At 73.3% G+C, this 18,520-nt stretch carries 18 protein-coding genes; 10 read left to right on the top strand and 8 right to left on the bottom strand.

The genetic code is table 11. The features are described 5' to 3' along the window. Nucleotides 1-76: 76 nt before the first annotated feature. Nucleotides 77-739, bottom strand: coding sequence for a TetR/AcrR family transcriptional regulator (locus ACZ32T_RS02770; RefSeq protein WP_467263460.1), 663 nt, complete (start codon nt 737-739; stop codon nt 77-79). A 155-nt stretch (nt 740-894) separates the two neighbouring features. Between ACZ32T_RS02770 and aroQ the strand changes: the two genes are divergently transcribed. From aroQ to ACZ32T_RS02755, 3 genes are all read left to right on the top strand, one after another. Then, entirely contained in the window at nt 895-1,365 is a 471-nt protein-coding gene (aroQ, locus tag ACZ32T_RS02765) for a type II 3-dehydroquinate dehydratase (RefSeq protein ID WP_467364999.1), read from the top strand. After that, nucleotides 1,362-2,225, top strand: a complete 864-nt coding sequence (locus ACZ32T_RS02760; protein ID WP_467263456.1) for a shikimate dehydrogenase — start codon at nt 1,362-1,364, stop codon at nt 2,223-2,225. The genes aroQ and ACZ32T_RS02760 overlap by 4 nt, the downstream gene beginning before the upstream one ends. Nucleotides 2,226-2,300: 75 nt before the next feature. Next, a complete protein-coding gene (locus ACZ32T_RS02755; RefSeq protein ID WP_467263454.1) occupies nt 2,301-4,118 on the top strand; it encodes a bifunctional sugar phosphate isomerase/epimerase/4-hydroxyphenylpyruvate dioxygenase family protein in 1,818 nt (605 codons plus the stop codon). On the opposite strand, the gene ACZ32T_RS02750 is transcribed toward ACZ32T_RS02755, so the two are convergent. From ACZ32T_RS02750 to ACZ32T_RS02730, 5 genes are read right to left on the bottom strand one after another with little or no spacing between them, the layout of a single operon-like run. Then, nucleotides 4,119-4,937: an ECF transporter S component gene (locus tag ACZ32T_RS02750; RefSeq protein ID WP_467263453.1), complete on the bottom strand. Its 819-nt coding sequence runs from the start codon at nt 4,935-4,937 to the stop codon at nt 4,119-4,121. Further along, entirely contained in the window at nt 4,934-6,649 is a 1,716-nt protein-coding gene (locus ACZ32T_RS02745; protein ID WP_467364997.1) for an ABC transporter ATP-binding protein, read from the bottom strand. The genes ACZ32T_RS02750 and ACZ32T_RS02745 overlap by 4 nt, the downstream gene beginning before the upstream one ends. After that, nucleotides 6,646-7,791 (bottom strand): energy-coupling factor transporter transmembrane protein EcfT, encoded by a 1,146-nt coding sequence (locus ACZ32T_RS02740; RefSeq protein ID WP_467263450.1) that lies wholly within the window; start codon nt 7,789-7,791, stop codon nt 6,646-6,648. The genes ACZ32T_RS02745 and ACZ32T_RS02740 overlap by 4 nt, the downstream gene beginning before the upstream one ends. Further along, on the bottom strand, nt 7,788-8,465 hold the full coding sequence (locus tag ACZ32T_RS02735; protein WP_467364995.1) for an SCO2322 family protein: 678 nt from the start codon (nt 8,463-8,465) through the stop codon (nt 7,788-7,790). Before ACZ32T_RS02735 ends, ACZ32T_RS02740 begins: the two co-directional genes overlap by 4 nt. Further along, nucleotides 8,462-9,721, bottom strand: a complete 1,260-nt coding sequence (locus ACZ32T_RS02730) for a prenyltransferase/squalene oxidase repeat-containing protein (protein ID WP_467364993.1) — start codon at nt 9,719-9,721, stop codon at nt 8,462-8,464. Before ACZ32T_RS02730 ends, ACZ32T_RS02735 begins: the two co-directional genes overlap by 4 nt. A gap of 271 nt (nt 9,722-9,992) precedes the next feature. On the opposite strand from ACZ32T_RS02730, the gene ACZ32T_RS02725 reads away from it, so the two are divergent. The 3 genes from ACZ32T_RS02725 (at nt 9,993) to ACZ32T_RS02715 (ending at nt 13,445) form a co-directional block, all read left to right on the top strand. Further along, nucleotides 9,993-10,499 carry a hypothetical protein gene (locus ACZ32T_RS02725; protein ID WP_467364992.1) on the top strand — a complete coding sequence of 169 codons (507 nt, stop codon included), beginning with the start codon at nt 9,993-9,995 and terminating at the stop codon, nt 10,497-10,499. 142 nt (nt 10,500-10,641) lie between these two features. Further along, nucleotides 10,642-11,427: a 3-hydroxybutyrate dehydrogenase gene (locus ACZ32T_RS02720; protein WP_467263442.1), complete on the top strand. Its 786-nt coding sequence runs from the start codon at nt 10,642-10,644 to the stop codon at nt 11,425-11,427. A 41-nt stretch (nt 11,428-11,468) separates the two neighbouring features. Then, nucleotides 11,469-13,445 (top strand): helix-turn-helix domain-containing protein, encoded by a 1,977-nt coding sequence (locus ACZ32T_RS02715; RefSeq protein ID WP_467263440.1) that lies wholly within the window; start codon nt 11,469-11,471, stop codon nt 13,443-13,445. Nucleotides 13,446-13,498: 53 nt separating this feature from the next. Here the strand turns inward: ACZ32T_RS02715 and ACZ32T_RS02710 are convergent, their stop codons facing one another. After that, a complete protein-coding gene (locus ACZ32T_RS02710; protein ID WP_467263438.1) occupies nt 13,499-14,104 on the bottom strand; it encodes a TetR family transcriptional regulator in 606 nt (201 codons plus the stop codon). Nucleotides 14,105-14,337: 233 nt separating this feature from the next. Between ACZ32T_RS02710 and ACZ32T_RS02705 the strand changes: the two genes are divergently transcribed. The 3 genes from ACZ32T_RS02705 to ACZ32T_RS02695 are packed head-to-tail and all read left to right on the top strand — an operon-like array spanning nt 14,338 to nt 17,520. Next, complete coding sequence (locus ACZ32T_RS02705) at nt 14,338-15,651, top strand: glycosyltransferase family 4 protein (RefSeq protein ID WP_467364990.1); 1,314 nt, start codon at nt 14,338-14,340, stop codon at nt 15,649-15,651. A 52-nt stretch (nt 15,652-15,703) separates the two neighbouring features. After that, nucleotides 15,704-16,435: a class I SAM-dependent methyltransferase gene (locus tag ACZ32T_RS02700; RefSeq protein WP_467364988.1), complete on the top strand. Its 732-nt coding sequence runs from the start codon at nt 15,704-15,706 to the stop codon at nt 16,433-16,435. Next, nucleotides 16,432-17,520, top strand: a complete 1,089-nt coding sequence (locus ACZ32T_RS02695; RefSeq protein WP_467263434.1) for a prenyltransferase — start codon at nt 16,432-16,434, stop codon at nt 17,518-17,520. Before ACZ32T_RS02700 ends, ACZ32T_RS02695 begins: the two co-directional genes overlap by 4 nt. Here ACZ32T_RS02695 and ACZ32T_RS02690 read toward each other — a convergent pair. Continuing rightward, nucleotides 17,517-17,810, bottom strand: a complete 294-nt coding sequence (locus tag ACZ32T_RS02690) for a hypothetical protein (RefSeq protein WP_356707481.1) — start codon at nt 17,808-17,810, stop codon at nt 17,517-17,519. The two genes, ACZ32T_RS02695 and ACZ32T_RS02690, sit on opposite strands and share 4 nt — an antisense overlap. A 140-nt stretch (nt 17,811-17,950) precedes the next feature. On the opposite strand from ACZ32T_RS02690, the gene ACZ32T_RS02685 reads away from it, so the two are divergent. Then, nucleotides 17,951-18,502 carry a hypothetical protein gene (locus ACZ32T_RS02685; protein WP_467364986.1) on the top strand — a complete coding sequence of 184 codons (552 nt, stop codon included), beginning with the start codon at nt 17,951-17,953 and terminating at the stop codon, nt 18,500-18,502. The last annotated feature ends 18 nt before the right edge of the window (nt 18,503-18,520 follow it).

The following is an 18,520-nucleotide window of genomic DNA, read 5'->3' as shown; positions in this document are numbered from 1 at the left end:
AGCAGTTGACGCCCCTGTCAAGGGTTCGCGCAGAATCCGGCCCTGACCGCTGCGGGACCGGAGAGCGCTCCCGGCCCTACTCCGCCCGGTCGGCCGTGAGGTACGCGATGATCATGTCGCCCAGCATGGTGCGGTAGTGCCCGCGCCGTCCGGTGTCGACCAGGTCGCGGCCGAAGAGCGCGCCGAAGGTGTGTCTGTTCGCGATGCGGAAGAAGCAGAACGAACTGATCATCGCGTGCAGATCCACGGCGTCGACATCCGCCGTGAACAGCCCCGACGCGCGCCCCGTGTCGAGGATGCGTCGCAGGACCTCGATGGCCGGGGAGCTGATGCGGCTCAACTCGGCGGAGGCCGCGATGTGTTCGGCCTCGTGGATGTTCTCGATGCTGACCAGGCGGATGAAGTCCGGGTGGTCCTCGTGGTGGTCGAACGTCACCTCGGCCAGCCGGCGCACCGCCGCCACGGGGTCGAGGTGTTCGACGTCCAGCAGCTGTTCCGCCTCCCGGATCCTGGTGTACGCCCGCTCCAGGACCGCGGTGAACAACTGCTCCTTGCCGCCGAAGTAGTAATAGATCATCCGCTTCGTGGTGCGGGTGCGGGCGGCGATCTCGTCGACCCGGGCACCCGCGTAACCGAGGCGGGCGAACTCCCGCGTCGCCACGGTGAGGATCTCGTCCCTGGTGCGCGCCGCGTCGCGGGTCCGCACGGCTGGCTGGGCAGGTCCTTCGGTGCTTGTCATCCGGGTCCTTCGCGGCAGGCGGTGCGTGCTCGCGATTCTAGAGCGGGTGCCCGACGCGGCTGATCCGGCCCTGGGTCTTCCCTGGACGGCCATCTTCCGCTATGACTAACTAACCAGTCCGTACATTAAGTCGATACACCCACGGGAAGTGAACGATGCCGAACACCCCGGCCCCGCCCCCTGGCGTCCCGGTCCTCGTGCTCCACGGCCCCAATCTCAACCTGCTGGGCCTGCGCGAGCCGGAGGTGTACGGGAAGGAGACCCTGGCCGGAATCGACGAGCTCTGCCGGAGCGCGGCGGCGGCTCTCGGGCTGCGTGCCGACTGCCGTCAGAGCAACCATGAAGGGGTGATCGTCGACGCCGTCCATGAAGCCCGCACGGCGCACCGGGGCATCGTGATCAACCCCGCCGGGTACAGCCACACCTCGGTCGCCCTGCGGGACGCCCTCGCCGCCGTGGAGCTGCCGGTCGTGGAGGTCCACCTCTCGAACATCCACCGGCGGGAGGCATTCCGCCACCACAGTTACGTCTCGGCCGTCGCCGACACCGTCATCTGCGGGGCGGGTGCCCACGGTTACGCCCTGGCGCTCACCCACCTCGCCCGGCTCCTGGAGGACGACCGGTGAGCCCGGACTCCTATCTCGTCGGCCTCATCGGCTCCGGTATCGGCCCGTCCCTCAGCCCCGCGCTCCACGAGCGCGAGGCGGACCGGCAGGGCCTGCGCTACCTCTACCGCCTCATCGACATCGGCACGCTCGGTGTCCCGCCGGAGCGGACCGGTGAACTGGTCCGCTCCGCACGCGACATGGGGTACGACGGCCTCAACGTCACCCATCCCTGCAAGCAGCAGGTCCTCGCCCACCTCGACGCGCTCTCGCCGCAGGCCGAGGCGCTGGGCGCCGTCAACACCGTGGTCTTCGAGGGCGGCCGGGCGACCGGGCACAACACCGACGCGACCGGCTTCGCCGCCTCCTTCGCACGCGGTCTGCCCGACGCGCCGCTCGAGCGCGTCGTGCAGCTGGGCGCGGGCGGTGCCGGAGCCGCCGTCGCCCACGCCCTCCTCGCCCTGGGCGCCGGCCGGCTCACCGTGCTGGACGCCCTGCCCGACCGGGCCGCGGCACTCGCGGCCTCCCTGAACCACCACTTCGGCCCCGGCCGGGCGGCGGCGGCCGACCTCCCGGACATCGCGGCACGGACGGCGGGCGCCGACGGACTGGTCAACGCCACCCCCATCGGTATGGCCGCCCACCCCGGGCTCCCGCTCCCCGCGGAACTGCTGCACCCCGGCCTGTGGGTCGCCGAGGTCGTCTACCGGCCGCTGGAGACCACGCTCGTCCGTACGGCCCGTGCCCTCGGCTGCCCCACCCTCGACGGCGGGGGCATGGCCGCCTACCAGGCCGCCGACGCCTTCCGTCTCTTCACCGGCCGCGAACCGGACACCGCCCGCATGCTCGCGGACATCGCCGACCTCACGTCCGTCCGCTGAAAGCCCGCCGAAGACTCGCCGCAGACCCGCCGAAGGCCAGTAGTGAACCCGCAGGAAGCCAGCAGGAGGACCGACATGCGTACGTCCATCGCCACCGTCTCGCTCAGCGGCACCCTCACCGAGAAACTCACCGCAGCGGCGCGCGCCGGCTTCGACGGCGTGGAGATCTTCGAGAACGACCTGATCGGGAGCCCGCTGAGCCCCGAGGAGATCGGTGCACGGGCGGCCGACCTCGGTCTGACGATCGACCTCTTCCAGCCGATGCGCGACATCGAGGCCGTCCCCGCCGACGCGTTCGCCCGCAACCTGCTGCGCGCCGAGCACAAGTTCCGGCTGATGCGGAGGCTCGGCGCCGACACCGTCCTGGTCTGTTCCAGCGTGTCGCCGTACGCCGTCGACGACGACGCCCTCGCGGCCGGACAGCTGCGCCGGCTGGCGGACCTCGCGCAGGAGTCCGGCATCCGCGTCGCATACGAGGCGCTGGCGTGGGGCCGCCACGTCAGCACGTACGAGCACGCCTGGCGCATCGTCGAGGCCGCGGACCACCCCGCCCTGGGAATCTGCCTGGACAGCTTCCACATCCTGGCCCGGGGTTCCGACGTCGCGGGGATCGAGGCCGTCCCCGGCGAGAAGATCTTCTTCCTGCAGCTCGCCGACGCCCCGCGGATGTCGCTCGACGTACTGCAGTGGAGCCGCCATCACCGCTGCTTCCCCGGCCAGGGAGACCTCGACGTCACCGGCCTCGTGCGGGCCGCCGTCCGCGCCGGATACGACGGGCCCCTCTCCCTGGAGGTGTTCAACGACGTCTTCCGCCAAGCGGACGCGGGCCGCACCGCGGTGGACGCCCTGCGCTCGCTGACCCTGCTCCAGGAGTCGGCCGGGCTGACCGCGCCCCCGGCGCCGGTCGTCCCCACCGGGTTCGCCTTCGCCGAGATCGCCACGGCCGACACGGCCAGGATCGCGCCCCTGCTGACCGCGCTCGGTTTCTCCCGTACGGCCAGGCACTCCGGGAAGCCGGTGGACCTCTGGGAACAGGGCGAGGCCCGCCTCCTGCTCAACACGGACACCGGCAGCCACCGCCCGGAGCCCACGCTCACCGCGGTGGGCCTGGAGAGCCCCGACCCGGCGGGGGCCTCCGCACGGGCCGAGTCCCTGCTCGCCCCCGTCCTGCCCCGGCGCCGTGCCCCCGGTGACGCCCCGCTGGACGCGGTGGCCGCGCCCGACGGTACGGAGTTCTTCTTCTGCGTGACCGAGCACGCCGGGAACACAGGCTGGACCGGTGACTTCGTGCCCGCCCCGCACACCCCCGGTCCCACCGGGATCACCCGCGTCGACCATGTGGCGCTGACCCAGCCCTGGCACCACTTCGACGAGGCGACCCTCTTCCACCGGGGCGTGCTCGGCCTCCAGCCGCACGCGAGCGTCGACCTCGTCGACCCGTACGGCCTGCTCCGCAGCCGTGCCGTCAGCAACGAGGACGGCACCGTGCGCATCGCCCTCGGCGTGGGGGCGTCCCCCACCCAGGACTTCGCCCGGGAACCGGGCAGGGGCCCGGCCCGGGGAGGACGCCCCCAGCACGTGGCCCTGGCCACCGACGACCTCGTCACCACCGTCCGCCGTGCCCTCGCGGCCGGCGCCCGGATGCTGCCCGTGCCCGCCAACTACTACGACGACCTGGCCGCGCACCACGACTTCGCCCCGGGCGAGCTGGAGACCTACCGCGAACTGGGCATCCTCTACGACCGGGACGAGAAGGGGGAGTTCCGGCACTGCTACACCGTGACGACCGGAAGCGTCTTCTTCGAACTCGTCCAGCGCGACGGCGGGTACGACGGGTACGGAGCCAGGAACGCCCCCGTCAGGCTCGCCGCGCAGCACGCACTGGCCGGCTGATCATTCCGGGAGCGCCTCGAAGTCCGCCCGCGCGTCGAACGCGGCGCGGCGGGTGGCCCGGCGCAGCGCTCGCAGCAGCGTGGGCCCGACGGCCACCGTCAGGACCACGGTGAGGGCGGCCCGGCCGAGGTCCCAGCCGATCGAGGTGGCGGTGCAGTAGGCGAGGAATCGGACCAGGTTCTCGGCGAGCGGGTCGCCCGCGACGAAGGAGATGCCCGAGCCGAGCCCCGGCACGATCGTCCAGCCGTACAGATTCATGACCGTGCCGTACGCGAAGGCCGCCGCGAAGCCGTATCCCGCCAGCATCAGCAGCTCGCCCCGGCCGCGCAGCCGGTCCGGGCCCGGCAGCAGGCCCGCGCCCATGGTGAACCAGCCCATCGACAGCATCTGGAACGGCATCCACGGCCCGACCCCGCCCGTGAGCAGCGCCGAGGCGAACATCGTGACCGAGCCGAGCACGAAGCCGAAGCCCGGTCCCAGGACCCGGCCGCTCAGCACCATCAGGAAGAACATGGGTTCCAGGCCGGCCGTCCCCGCGCCCAGCGGCCGCAGGGCCGCGCCGACCGCGGCGAGGACGCCCAGCATCGCGACGGCCTTCGCGTCCAGACCTGAGTCCGCGATCGTCGCGAGGACCACCCCGACGAGCAGCACCAGCAGGACGGCGAAGAGCCACGGCGCGTCCTGCGCGTGGGCGAGGCCGGAGTCCGCCCCCGCCAGCAGCGGCCAGCCGAAGGCGACCAGCCCGACGGCGCTGACCAGGACGAGCGCGGCGACGGCGTGCGGACCGAGCCGGACCGGGCGGGCGGGCCGGGCCGTCATGCGAGAGCCTCCAGAGCCCTGCGCACCTGCGACACCGTCAGCCACTCGCGTGGCGCCAGGATCTTCGAGATCTGCGGGGCGAACGCGGGCGAGGAGACCACGACCTGCCGGGTCGGGCCGTCGGCGACCGCCTCACCGTCGGCCAGGATCACCACCCGGTCGGCCAGCTCCGCCGCCAGTTCCACATCGTGCGTGGCCAGGATGATCGCGTGACCCTCGGCGGCCAGCCGGCGCAGTACGCCCACGAGCCGCCCCTTCGCCGCGTAGTCCAGCCCCCGCGTCGGCTCGTCCAGGAGGAGGAGCGGGGGCCGGGCGGTGAGCACCAGCGCGAGGGCCAGGGCGAGCCGCTGGCCCTCCGAGAGATCACGGGGGTGGATGGCGTCGGGCACCCCGGGCAGCAGCTCGGAGACCAGCGCCCGGCAGCTCCCCGCGGGCGCGCCCGCGTCGGAGTCGGCCGCCGCGCACTCGGCGGCGACCGTGTCCGCGTACAGCAGGTCGCGCGGCTCCTGCGGGACGAGCCCGACCCGGCGCACCATGTCGCGCGGCGCCGTACGGGACGGGTGCAGGCCGCCGACCAGGACGGACCCCGTGGTCGGTTCGGTCATCCCGACCAGGGTCGTCAGCAGGGTCGACTTCCCCGCGCCGTTACGGCCCATCAGGGCCACGGTCTCGCCCGGCGCGACGGACAGCGTCACTCCGCGCAGCGCCTGGACCCGCCCGTGCCGCACCCCGAGCGCCTCGACCCGGACGACGGGGCCGGGGGCCGGGGACACCGCGGGAGCCGGGTCCGGACGCCGGCCGAACAGCCTGCCCAGGAGACCGGAGCGCGCGGCGGACGGAGCCGGGAGCGGGACCACCCCGGCCTCCGCCGGGGTCTCGCGCGCCGGCGGTTCCACATCGGCGAGCCGCTCCCGCAGGTCCACCGCACGGCGCCGGGCGTCGCGCACCGACAGCGGCAGCGGGTCCCAGCCCACCAGCCGGCCCAGGGCCACCACGGGAGGCCGGACGGGCGAGAGCGCCATGACGCCGGCGGGCGCGCCCATCACCGGGGCGGCGCCCGGCGCGGGCAGCAGGAGGACCTGGTCGGCGTACTGCACGACGCGCTCCAGGCGGTGCTCGGCCATCAGCACCGTCGTGCCCAGGTCGTGCACCAGCCGCTGGAGGACCGCCAGCACGTCCTCGGCCGCCGCCGGGTCCAGGGCGGACGTCGGCTCGTCGAGTACGAGGACCCTGGGGTGCGGGGTGAGGACCGAGCCGATCGCGACCCGCTGCCGCTGGCCCCCGGAGAGCGTGGCGATCGGCCGGTCGCGGAGCTCCGCCAGCCCCAGCAGATCCAGCGTCTCCTCGACGCGGCGGCGCATCACGTCCGGGGCCAGGCCCAGCGACTCCATGCCGTACGCCAGCTCGTCCTCCACGGTGTCGGTCACGAAGTGGGCGAGCGGATCCTGGCCGACCGTGCCCACCAGGTCGGCGAGTTCACGGGGCTTGTGGGTCCGGGTGTCCCGGCCGCCGACGGTGACCCGGCCGGTCAGCGTCCCGCCCGTGAAGTGCGGCACGAGGCCGGACACGGCACTCAGCAGTGTCGACTTGCCGACACCGGAAGGGCCGACGGCCAGCACCAGTTCGCCCTCGGGAATGGTGAGGTCGACCCCGGACAGGGTGGGGCGCTCCGCGCCCTCGTACCGCACCGAGACGTTCTCGAACCGGATCATGAGTGCTCCTTGGAGTCCGAGGGGGAGGGGGGCAGCGGCGCCACCACGGCGGGCAGCAGCCCGATCAGCACGGCGGCGGCCGGCCACAGGGGGAGGACGGGCGCGGTGAGCGGGACGACACCCGGGCGCAGGGCGTCCGGGGCTGCGGCGCCCGCCCAGATCATCGCCGCCGCGACGGCCGCGCCCGAGGCGGCGACGAGCCAGGCGCGTACGCCCCAGCGGTCCGGCCGGTAGCGGGTACGCACCGACCGGCGCCCGCCGAGCCGGAGCCCGGCCAGCGCCGCGAGCAGCCCGGCCAGCAGCAGCGGCAGCCCGTGCACGGCGCCCTGCGCGGCCAGCAGCCCGTACGTCCCCGCGCACACGCCCAGCAGCCCGCCGAGTGTGAGCACATGGGTGGTGCGGCGGACGGCGGGCGGGACCCGCGCGGTGCGCCCGTACCCCCGCGCGTCCATCGACGCCGCGACGGCCACCGAACGCTCCAGCGCCCCCTCCAGCACCGGCAGTCCGATCTGGAGCACCGCCCGGACCCCGCCGGTCGGACGGCCGCGCAGCCTGCGGGCGGTCCGCAGCCGCGCCACGTCGGCGACCATGTTCGGCGCGAACGTCATCGCCACGACGACGGCGACCCCCACCTCGTACAGGGCGCCGGGCAGCGACTTCAGCAGCCGGGCCGGGTTGGCCAGCGAGTTCGCCGCGCCGATACAGATCAGCAGCGTGGCCAGCTTCGCGCCCTCGTACAGCGCGAACACCACCTGCTCCGCCGTGACCCGGCCGCCGATCCTGATCCCCTGCGCCCAGTCGGGCAACGGCACGCCGGGCATCGTGAACAGGTCATGCGTGCCGGGGACCGAGGAGCCGAGGACGACGGAGAACACCAGCCGTACGGCGACGACGGCCAGCCCGAGCTTGATGAACGCCCCGTACGAACGGGCCCACGGCGCGTCCGTGCGGCGCGCCGCCACCACATAGCCGGCGACGCCCACCAGCAGTCCGAGCAGCAGTGGATTGGTCGTGCGGGACGCGGCGGTCGCGAGACCGAGCGCCCACAGCCACCAGGCCCCGGCCGGCAGTGCGTTGCCCCGGGTGGCCCCGGGGGCACGCAGGGCAGGGCGGAGCCGGGCCGGGCCGGTGGAGCGGGTCATCGGCGGCGGCGGGCCTGCAGCACAGCGGCGACACCCAGGACGAGGACCGCGCCGACACCGGTGAGCACGCCGACCGACGGGCCGCCGCCGTCGGCATCACCGGCCGTCGCGTCGCCGGCGGTGGACGCGGTGGCCGGAACGCTGGACTCCGGTCCGCCGGAGCCCCCGTCGACCTGTTCGCCGCAGCCCGACTCCGGATAGCCCGAGATCGCACAGAGCATCGCGGCACTGTCGTACCGCAGGGGCTTCGCCACCGAGGCGAGGGCCTCCGCCGTGCTCGCGTCCGGCGCGACCTGGGCGCAGGCGGTACGCGGCGCGGGCGGCTTCTCGCCGTCCGGCGCGTCCGTCGCCGTGCCCGGGTCGATGACCAGCGCGATCCGCTTGCGGCCGTCCTTCGCCGGGGTGTCCGCGCAGACGGCCCCGAAATCGGGCGCGCGGCGCGGCTGCGCGGAGTCCTGCGAATCGGCGCTCACCGAGAAGCGGAAACCCTGCACCGTGCCGTCGTCCGGCCGGACCACGGAAGGCCCCTGGGTGGCGTACGTCCAGCTCGTGCCGCCGTCGCTCTCCCAGAACGACCAGTAGCGGTAACCGGCCGCCTGCGCGTTCCCCGCGCCCAGCACGGCCAGGACGGCGCCGACGAGGAGCACCGCCGCCGTCCGCAGCGGGCGGCTCACAGCTGCTGGTTCTTCCGGCGTCCGCTGAGCAGGAAGCCGATGCCGGCGCCGAAGGCGAGACCGATGCCGATGATCCACCAGAGGCCGAGCCCCTCGTCGTCGCTGCTCGTGTCCGCCGGCTTCTCCGGTGCCGTCGCGGTCGGTGAGGGTACGGCGGTCGCCGCGGGGGCGGGGCCCGTCGCGTTCAGCTGCCTCACGAGGTCGACGCCGCCGAAGTCACGTGCGTCGGTGCCGGTCGCGTGGGCGGCGAGCACCAGCTGGGCGGTGGCGGCGGGGCCGCCCTCCTCCGCCCAGCCCTGGGCGTGCTTCTCCAGATAGGTGACCGCTCCGGCCGCCTTGTCCTTGTGGCCGGCCGCGGACAGCGCCACGACCGCGTCGGCCGTGTTGCCGAAGTCGGGCTGCGGCGCCGACTCCTCGGCACCCGGCATGGGCGGCAGGTCCAGACGACCCGACCCGGCGAGGGCCTTCGCCAGGTAGTAGGCGCCGTTCTGCGCGGACTGCTCGGGCGTGAGCCCCGAGCCCTCGACGCATACGGGGGCCTTCGCCGCGTTGTAGTTCCCCGAGGCCATGCCCTTGCCCATCGCGCCGAGGACCGCGGCCGCCGTGGCGTCCGCGTTGGCGGTGAGCTCACCCTTCTTGTCCGGCTGGTAGGCGAAAGCCCCGCCGTCCTCGCCCCCGCAGGGCAGCGCGAAGGTCTGCAGCGCCGTGTACGGCGACTTGCCGCCCTTCTTGGTGATCTCGGCGACCGGCACCCCGGCCCGCGCCAGTGCCCCGGCCACGACGCCGGTGGAGTTGGCGTCGCTCGGACTGCCCGGGTTGTAACCCCAGCCGCCGTCGTCGTTCTGTACGGACTTCAGCCAGCTGACGCCGTTGTCCACGGCCTCACGGTGCACGGCCAGCTCGACCAGGGCCTGGACCGCGGCCGCGGTGGCGTTGGTGTCCGCGACCGTCTTCGCGTCGCAGGGCCCGGACGCGTCGCGGTAGGAGGGGAAGGCCCCGCTGTCGCACTGCTGGCCGACGAGCCAGTCCACCGACTGCGTGGCGGGCGTGACCAGCTCGATCTTCTGGGCGAGGAAGGCGAGCGACTGGCGCCACACCCCGTCGTACGTCGGGTCCTTCGTGCCGTACAGCCCCGCCGGAAGGTCAGGCGTGGAGGGGGACGGGGTCGGACTCGGCGCGGCGACCGCCACCGGGGCGGCCGCTCCACAGAGCACGGCGGTGATCGCGAGCGCTGCCGCGCGGCGGCGTACGGACATGGCGGACTGGGCCTCTCGAATGGGGTTTCTCCCCTGCTCGAGCTGGCCGAGCGCTCGGGGAAGGGTCGGCGCCGGATTCGCACCGGCTTCCCCCTGTACGGGCATGATGACGACCCGCCCACTCTACCGGGGCGCCCCCCGACCCCTCCGGGCGGACAGCCGCACTTCCTCTGCGAAGGGCCTTCCCAGCAGGTCAGACCCCATGCGAGACTCCGGCGGGGGTCACACGGGCGCGTGCCCGTGGGGTTGGGACGACCGGTGGGAAGCACCAGTGCGCAGACGAAGGACGGCGGCCGCCGCCGCCGTGGCGGCCGGATTCATGACGATGACCGCGGGCTGCGGCCTCATCAGCGACAGTGGGAGCGCCCCGCCCCCTTCCCCGGACCCCACTCCTTCCTTCACCACCCGGACGGTCGCCGACGAGATAGCCGGCTACGCCGAGGCCGCGGGCCTGCCGCCCGGCGACACCTCCACGGCCCGGCTGCCGAAGGGCGACTGGCACGGGTGCGTCGCGCCCTGGACGGGCTACGCACCGGCGGCGGACGCCGCCGGCGCCTTCGAGGCGACGGTGATGCGGCTGCGGCAGCACGACTGGGAGATCGTGTCCAGCCATGCCGAGCGGGACGTCACCTACCGCACCCTCACCAAGCGGGGCTGGAAGCTGTACGCCCGGTACCACGCCGGGGAGAACGCCGGGCGGACCGTGTCCCTCACCGCCGTCGAGGACGGCTGCCGGATGCCGGAGAAGGTCAGGGTCGCCTACGAGGACCCGTCCTGACAGCCGGAGCCGGCGGTCAGTAAGCGGGTGGGACAGGCGGCCGCTCCGGCCCGGACCACGTACGCCGCCACCATGCGGCTGCCCAGGGGTGTGTGGATCAGGCCCATGTGAAGCGGGCGGTGACGTCCTTACGGTGACGCCCATGCAGACTTCCCTGACCTCCCGGCACGACCCCCTCGCCTCCTCCGTTCTCGCCGGACGCACGGCCCTGGTCACCGGGGCCGCGAGCGGAATCGGACTGGCCTGCGCGCAGGCGCTCGCCGCCGCCGGAGCCCATGTGCACGTGGTGGACAAGGCGGGCGACGCCGCCAGGAGCCTGGCCGAACGGATCGGCGGAACGGCCTGGGTGGCCGACATCTCCGTGGCCGAGGCGGTGGACGGGCTGCCCGCCGACGCGGACATCGTGGTCAACAACGCCGGCCTGCAGCACGTCGCGCCGGTGCACGAGTTCCCACCGGACACCTTCGCGCTGATCCACCGCGTCATGGTGGAAGCACCGTTCCGCATCTTGCGCCGCGCACTCCCCGGCATGTACGAACGCGGCTGGGGCCGCGTGGTCAACATCTCGTCCGTGCACGGGCTGCGCGCCAGCCCCTACAAGTCGGCGTACGTCTCGGCCAAGCACGCACTGGAGGGGCTCAGCAAAGTGGTCGCACTCGAAGCGGCGCCGCACGGCGTGACGAGTAACTGCGTCAGCCCCGGTTACGTCCGCACCCCCCTGGTCGAGGACCAGATCGCGGACCAGGCGCGCAGCCACGGCATCTCCGAACAGGAGGTCCTGTCCCAGGTGTTGCTGGAACGCAGCGCCCTCAAGTCGCTGATCGAGCCCGGTGACGTGGCCGGGGCCGTCCTGTGGCTGTGCGGGCCCGGCACGGCGCACATCACCGGCAGCTCCCTCACGATGGACGGCGGCTGGACCGCCAACTGACGCCCGACCGCCCACGGAAGCCGGAAGAACGATGGCCGTCCATGTCTGAACCGTCCCCCTCCGCCGCGCCCCTCCTGGGGCGCCTCCTCGACCTGCTGGCCGACGACGCGCCCGCCGAGGAGCTCGGCGCCGTCACCTCGGAGGCGAGGGCCGCCGGTGTACCCCCGGCCGACCTGGCCGAGGTGGAGCGCGCGGCCGCCACCGCCCTGCGGATCAGGGACGCCCTGCGCCAGCACCGGCGCAGGGAACTCCAGCTCACCGCCCTCTTCGACACGGCGGGCGACCTGGCGGCCTCCCGCGACCTGGACGACGTGCTGAAGGCGATCGTGCGGCGGGCCAGGATGCTGCTCGGCACCGACACCGCCTATCTCACGCTCCCCGACGAGGAGGCCGGGGACACCTACATGCGGGTCACCGACGGATCGGTGTCCCTGCTCTTCCAGCGGCTCCGGCTCGAACTGGGCGAAGGGCTCGGCGGCCTGGTGGCACAGACCGCGAGCCCGTACGCCACCCCCGACTACCGCACCGACGAGCGCTTCCACCACACGCGCAACATCAACGCCGGTGTGCTGGACGAAGGTCTCGTCGCGATCCTCGGCGTCCCCCTGCTCCTCGGCTCCAGCCGGGGCGGCACGGGAAAGGTCATCGGGGTGCTCTTCGCCGCCGACCGTGCCGCGCGGGTCTTCAGTCCCGACGAGGTGGCCCTGCTCTGCTCGCTCGCCGCGCACGCCGCGATCGCGATCGACACCGCACGCGCCCTGGACGACACCCGCGCCGCCCTCGCGGAACTCGCCGGCGCCAACGCGGAACTGGCCGGGGCCAACGCCGCCGTACGCGCGCACTCGGCCGCCATGCGGCGCGCCGAGGAGGCACACGACCGGCTCACCGACCTGGTGCTGCGCGGCGGCGACGTGAAGGACGTCGCCGTGTCCGTCGCCGGGCTGCTCGACAGCCCGCTCACCATCCACGACCCCGGCGGGCGCCCGCTGGCCTCCGTACGGCCCGACGGAACCGGATGCGCCGCCGGCAGCATGGACGCCGGGTGGCTCGCCGGCACCGCGGACGAGTCCCGCCACGGGGCGCGCGCCGTGCACCGCGACGGCCGGTGGATCTGCGCCGTGCTCGCCGGCCAGGAGCTCCTCGCCAGCCTGGTGCTGCACCGGCCGGACCGGCTCGACGACTCCGACCGGCGGCTCTTCGAACGCGCCGCCGTCGTCACCGGCCTGCTCCTCCTGCTGCGCCGCACGGTCGCCGAGACCGAGAACCGGATACGGGGCGAGCTGCTCAGCGACCTGCTCGGCGATCCGGACCGCGATCCGGCCGGGCTGGCCGAGCGGGGCCGGAGACTCGGCATCGACCTGGACCGGCCGCACCTGGTGCTGGTCGCGGAGGCGTCCGCCAGGGAGAGGCTCGGCAGCGCCGCGATGCGGTACCTCTTCGGCGGCGACATCCACGGGGTGAGCGCCGAACACGCGGGCGCCGTCGTGCTGCTGATCGACTGCGACGCCGAGGGCACCCCGGCGGGCGCCGCCGCGCGCGCGGCGGCCACGCAGCTCGGCCACCTCGTCCAGCAGCCCGTCACCGTCGTCGGCACCGGCCCGGCGCGCGGCGCCCGCGAACTCGCCGCCGCCTACGCCGAAGCCGCCCGGTGCCTGCGCGCCATGCGGGCGCTGGGACGCGAGGGCGAGGGGGCCGGCGTCGGCGAACTCGGCTTCCTTGGCGTCGTCCTGGGCAACGCCAAGGACGTGGACGGCTTCGTGACGCAGATCCTGGGACCGCTGCTGCGCTACGACGAACGGCGCGGCACCCATCTCGTACGGACGCTACGGGCGTACTTCGGCGCGGGCGGCAGCCTGATCCGGGCCAAGGACGAACTGCACGTCCATGTGAACACGGTGGTACAGCGTCTCGACCGGATCCAGGTGCTGCTGGGCCGCGACTGGAACGAGCCCGACCGTGCGCTGGAGCTCCAGCTCGCCCTGCGGCTCCACCTCCTGTCGGGCGGCCGGGACGTCTGAGCCCCGCCGGGCCGGCGGCAGCGCCGGCCGCGAGACCCCGCCGTGGAAGATGCTCAGCCGCAGTCCGCCGGAAGGTCGATCAGCCCGCACACCGTCTCGATGTCCCGCCTCACCTGCGCGATCGACTCCCGCCCCGACAGCCAGGTGATCAGCGCCGAGTGCCAGGTGTGCTCGATGACGCGCACGACGGAGAGCTGTTCCTGCGTGGGGTCCTCGACCCCCATCGCGTCCAGGACGATCGCCGTCGTCAGCCGGGACACGGCGTCCACCTCCGGGCTCACCCCCCGGTCCGCGAAGGTCAGCGCCCGCACCATCGCGTCCGCCAGATGAGGTTCGCGCTGGAGCGCCCGGAAGGCCAGCATCAGGGCCGCCGCGACCCGCTCGGCCGGGTCGTCCCCGGCGGGCGGCTGTCTGCGGAGCGTGTGGTGCAGATGCCCGAGCTGGTCCTGCATGAGCGCCACCAGCAGATGGACCTTCGACGGGAAGTATCGGTACAGCGTGCCCAGGGCGACCCCGGCGGCGTCCGCCACCTCACGCATCTGCACGGCCTCGAAACCGCCGCGTCCCGCGAGCTGGGCGCCGGCCTGCAGAATGCTCCGGCGGCGGGCCTCCTGGCGTTCCGTCAGGGGAGGCTCCGCGGGTCTGGCTTCCGCTGTCATCTGCTGTCCCCATCCAAAAAGGGAGAACCGGTTCCCTGTCCGGCCGGGCGTCTTTTTCCGGGCGCGCACAGCATGCCAGGGTGGCGGTCGTGGTGCGAATCACCTGATGCGGCCGTCACGCCGACGCTACCTGCCGGTAGATTCGGTTCGGGTTGAACCACCCAGTCTGAAACTTGTTCTAGATTAGCGCGACCGGTTACTCTCCGGCGAACGTAGTGAGAAGGGGGCCGAGTGTGACCGCTGAGGCCATAGAGACGGGCCCCTTCGCGGGCGACGGCACGTCGGGCACCGACGGTGACCGCCCTCTGCGCATCGCACTCCTGACCTACAAGGGCAACCCCTTCTGCGGGGGCCAGGGCGTCTACGTCCGTCACCTCGGCCGGGAGCTGGCCCGGCTCGGCCACAGCGTCGAAGTCATCGGTGCCCAGCCCTATCCGGTGCTCGACGAGGGCGTCCCGCTCACCGAGCTGCCGAGCCTCGACCTCTACCGCCAGCCCGACCCGTTCCGCACCCCGGGGCGCGGCGAGTACCGCGACTGGGTCGACGTCGCCGAGGTCGCCACCATGTGGACCGGCGGCTTCCCCGAGCCGCTCACCTTCAGCCTGCGGGCGCGCCGTCATCTCCTCGCCAGGCGCGGCGACTTCGACGTCGTGCACGACAACCAGACGCTCGGCTACGGCCTGCTCGGCGACATCGGCGCCCCCCTCGTCACCACCATCCACCACCCGATCACCGTCGACCGCCGACTGGACCTGGACGCCGCCGGCTCGGCGCGCCGCCGGCTCGCCGTGCGCCGCTGGTACGGCTTCACCCGCATGCAGAAGCGCGTCGCGCGCCGCCTGCCGTCCGTGCTCACCGTCTCCGGCTCGTCGCAGCAGGAGATCGTGGAGCACCTCGGGGTGCGCCGGGACCGTATCCAGGTCGTGCACATCGGGGCCGACACCGACCTCTGGTCGCCCGACCCCTCGGTCGCCGAGGTCCCCGGACGGATCGTCACCACCTCCAGCGCCGACGTCCCGCTCAAGGGTCTCGTCCACCTGGTGGAGGCCCTCGCCAAGCTACGCACCGAGAACCCGCGGGCGCACCTCGTGGTCGTCGGCAAGCGCGCCGAACACGGCCCCGTCGCCCAGGCCATCGCGCGCCACGGGCTCCAGGACGCCGTCGAGTTCGTCAAGGGCATCAGCGACGCCGAACTCGTCGACCTGGTCCGCAGCGCCCAGATCTCCTGTGTCCCCTCCCTGTACGAGGGCTTCTCGCTGCCCGCCGCCGAGGCCATGGCCACCGGGACCCCGCTGGTGGCCACCACCGGCGGCGCCATCCCGGAGGTCACCGGGCCCGACGGGGAGACCTGCCTCGCCGTGCCGCCCGGCGACGCGGGAGCGCTGGCCGCCGCCCTCGGCCGACTCCTCGGCGACCGCGAACTGCGCGCCCGCCTCGGCGAGGCCGGCCGCGCCCGGGTCCTGGCCAACTTCACCTGGGCCAAGGCCGCCCTGGGCACCGTCGAGCTGTACCGTCAGTCGATCGCAGCCCGGGGGGCCCGCAGGTGACGACCCCCGTGGCTCCCGGAATCCGTACCTCCGACCTCGAAGGCAGGCCCCCGTGCTGACCGTCGACTTCACCCGCTTCCCGCTCGCCGCCGGCGACCGGGTGCTCGATCTGGGCTGCGGCGCCGGCCGGCATGCCTTCGAGTGCTACCGGCGCGGCGCCCAGGTGGTGGCCCTCGACCAGAACGGCGAGGAGATCCGCGAGGTCGCGAAGTGGTTCGCCGCGATGAAGGAGGCCGGTGAGGCACCCGCGGGCGCGACGGCCACCGCGATGGAGGGCGACGCGCTCAACCTGCCGTTCCCCGACGCCTCCTTCGACGTCGTCATCATCTCCGAGGTCATGGAGCACATCCCCGACGACAAGGGTGTCCTCGCCGAGATGGTCCGGGTGCTGAAGCCGGGCGGCCGGATCGCGATCACCGTGCCCCGCTACGGCCCCGAGAAGTTCTGCTGGACGCTCTCCGACGCGTACCACGAGGTCGAGGGCGGACACATCCGCATCTACAAGGCCGACGAACTGCTCGGCAGGATCCGCGAAGCCGGGCTCAAGCCCTACGGCACCCACCACGCACACGCGCTGCACAGCCCCTACTGGTGGCTGAAGTGCGCCTTCGGCGTCGACAACGACAAGGCGCTGCCGGTGCGCGCCTACCACAAGCTGCTGGTCTGGGACATCATGAAGAAGCCCCTGGCCACCCGGGTCGCCGAGCAGCTGCTCAACCCGGTCGTCGGCAAGAGCTTCGTCGCGTACGCGACCAAGCCGCACCTGCCGAAGGCCGAGGCGTGAGCACGCCGGAGCAGACCGAACACCTCGTCCTGCCGGGCGTGCTCACCGCCGGACAGGCCGCCGAGACCGTGGCCGCGCTGCTCGCCGTGCAGCGCGAGGACGGGGCGCTGCCCTGGTTCCGCGGCCACCACCTCGACCCGTGGGACCACACCGAGGCCGCGATGGCGCTGGACGCGGCCGGTGAGCACGAGGCCGCCGCCCGCGCCTACGCGTGGCTGGCCCGCCACCAGAACGAGGACGGCTCCTGGTACGCCGCGTACCACGACGGTGACCCCGACAGGCCGACCGACCTGGGGCGCGAGACCAACTTCTGCGCCTACGTGGCCGTCGGCGTCTGGCACCACTACCTCGCCACCGGCGACGACGCGTTCGTCGACCGGATGTGGCCGACGGTCTTCGCCGCGGTCGAATTCGTGCTGCGGCTCCAGCAGCCCGGCGGGGAGATCGGCTGGAAGCGGGAGGCCGACGGCACCCCCGTCGCCGACGCCCTGCTGACCGGTTCCTCCTCCGTGTACCAGGCGCTGCGCTGCGCGCTGGCACTGGCGGAGCAGCGCGAGGAGGACCAGCCGGACTGGGAGCTGGCGGCCGGGGCACTGGGCCACGCGATCCGCAGCCACCCCGAACGCTTCCTGGACAAGAGCCGCTACTCGATGGACTGGTACTACCCGGTCCTCGGCGGCGCGGTCACCGGAACCGACGCGACGCGGCGGATCCAGGACGGCTGGGACAGCTTCGTGGTGCCCGGTCTCGGCGTGCGCTGCGTGCTCCCCAACCCGTGGGTGACGGGCGGCGAGAGCTGCGAACTGGCCCTGGCGCTCTGGGTGACGGGGGAGTCGGACCGCGCCCTGGAGATCCTGCAGTCGATCCAGCACCTGCGGGCCGAGGGCGGCCTCTACTGGACGGGGTACGTCTTCGAGGGCGAGCGGGCCATATGGCCGGAGGAACTCACCACCTGGACCGCCGGATCACTGCTGCTGGCGGTGGCCGCGCTCGGGGGGGACGAGGCGACCACCGCGGTGTTCAGCGGCGAACGGCTGCCGACGGGGCTGGAGCCCGACTGCTGCCGTGAGAGGGACGTGCTCTAGAAGCGGCGGACCCGGCCCGCCACCGCGTGACCGATGAACAGGTAGACCACGGCGGCCAGACCGTAACCCGTGACGACGCGTGCCCACGCCTCGTCGAAGGTGAACAGGTCGTGCGACCAGCCGGCGAGCCAGCGTGCGGCGTCCTGGACCCACTGGACCAGGTCGTTGCCCCGGTTGGCGTCGAGCAGGTACATCAGGATCCACAGAATGATGATGAACGCCATGATGTCCGCGACGACGGCTATGACGCGTGCGGCGGTGCTGCTTCCTGTGCCTGTTCTGGGAGACATGTTCTCCGGATTGCCGCTTTACCGTGAGTGAAACCCGTACGGCGTGGGCCGGGTGGCGGGCCGCTCCCGCACGGGCGAGCCTGACGAGGAGTGCCGAGCCGCGTCACTCACCGTGATGTCCCCGGTCAGGGAGGCCCTCCGTGTCCCGTTCCGCACCGCTCCACCGGCTCGTCGTGGTGCTGCTGCTCTCCTGCGCCGTCCTGGCGGGGACCACCGCCTGCGGTGACGACGACGGAAGCAGCCAGGCCGCCAGCAGCTCCGCGAGTCCGAGCCCCACGACGTCGGCGCAGAAACAGAAGTGGGCCAAGACACGCTTCGTGGCCAACGCGGGCCTCGCGGCCGGGGCCACGTACCAGTGGATCGTGAAGCCGTACAGGGCGGGCAAGTTCAAGAAGGGCGCGGACGGGCGGACCTTCACCATGGTCAAGGCGGGGGCGGCGGGCGCCTTCGCGTACAACCGGCTCAAGGCCGCCGCGCACAACGCCGAGGGCGACCCGCTCCTGTCGAAGGCCGTCGCACCACTGACCGCCGGGATCGAGTCGCTCAAGGACGCGGCCGAGAAGATGGGCAAGGGCGACGCCGGTGGCGTGGGGGCCTTCGAGAGTGTCATCAACAGCGTCAAGGACGCCGGGAAGAGCGCGGGCGCCGAGGTGAAGAACAAGGTCCCGTCGACCGCACAGCTGGGCGGATAATCACCTGAACTGATCTCC

Source organism: Streptomyces sp. NPDC023573, from assembly GCF_055559735.1.
This window is presented reverse-complemented; position numbering and strand designations above follow the sequence as displayed.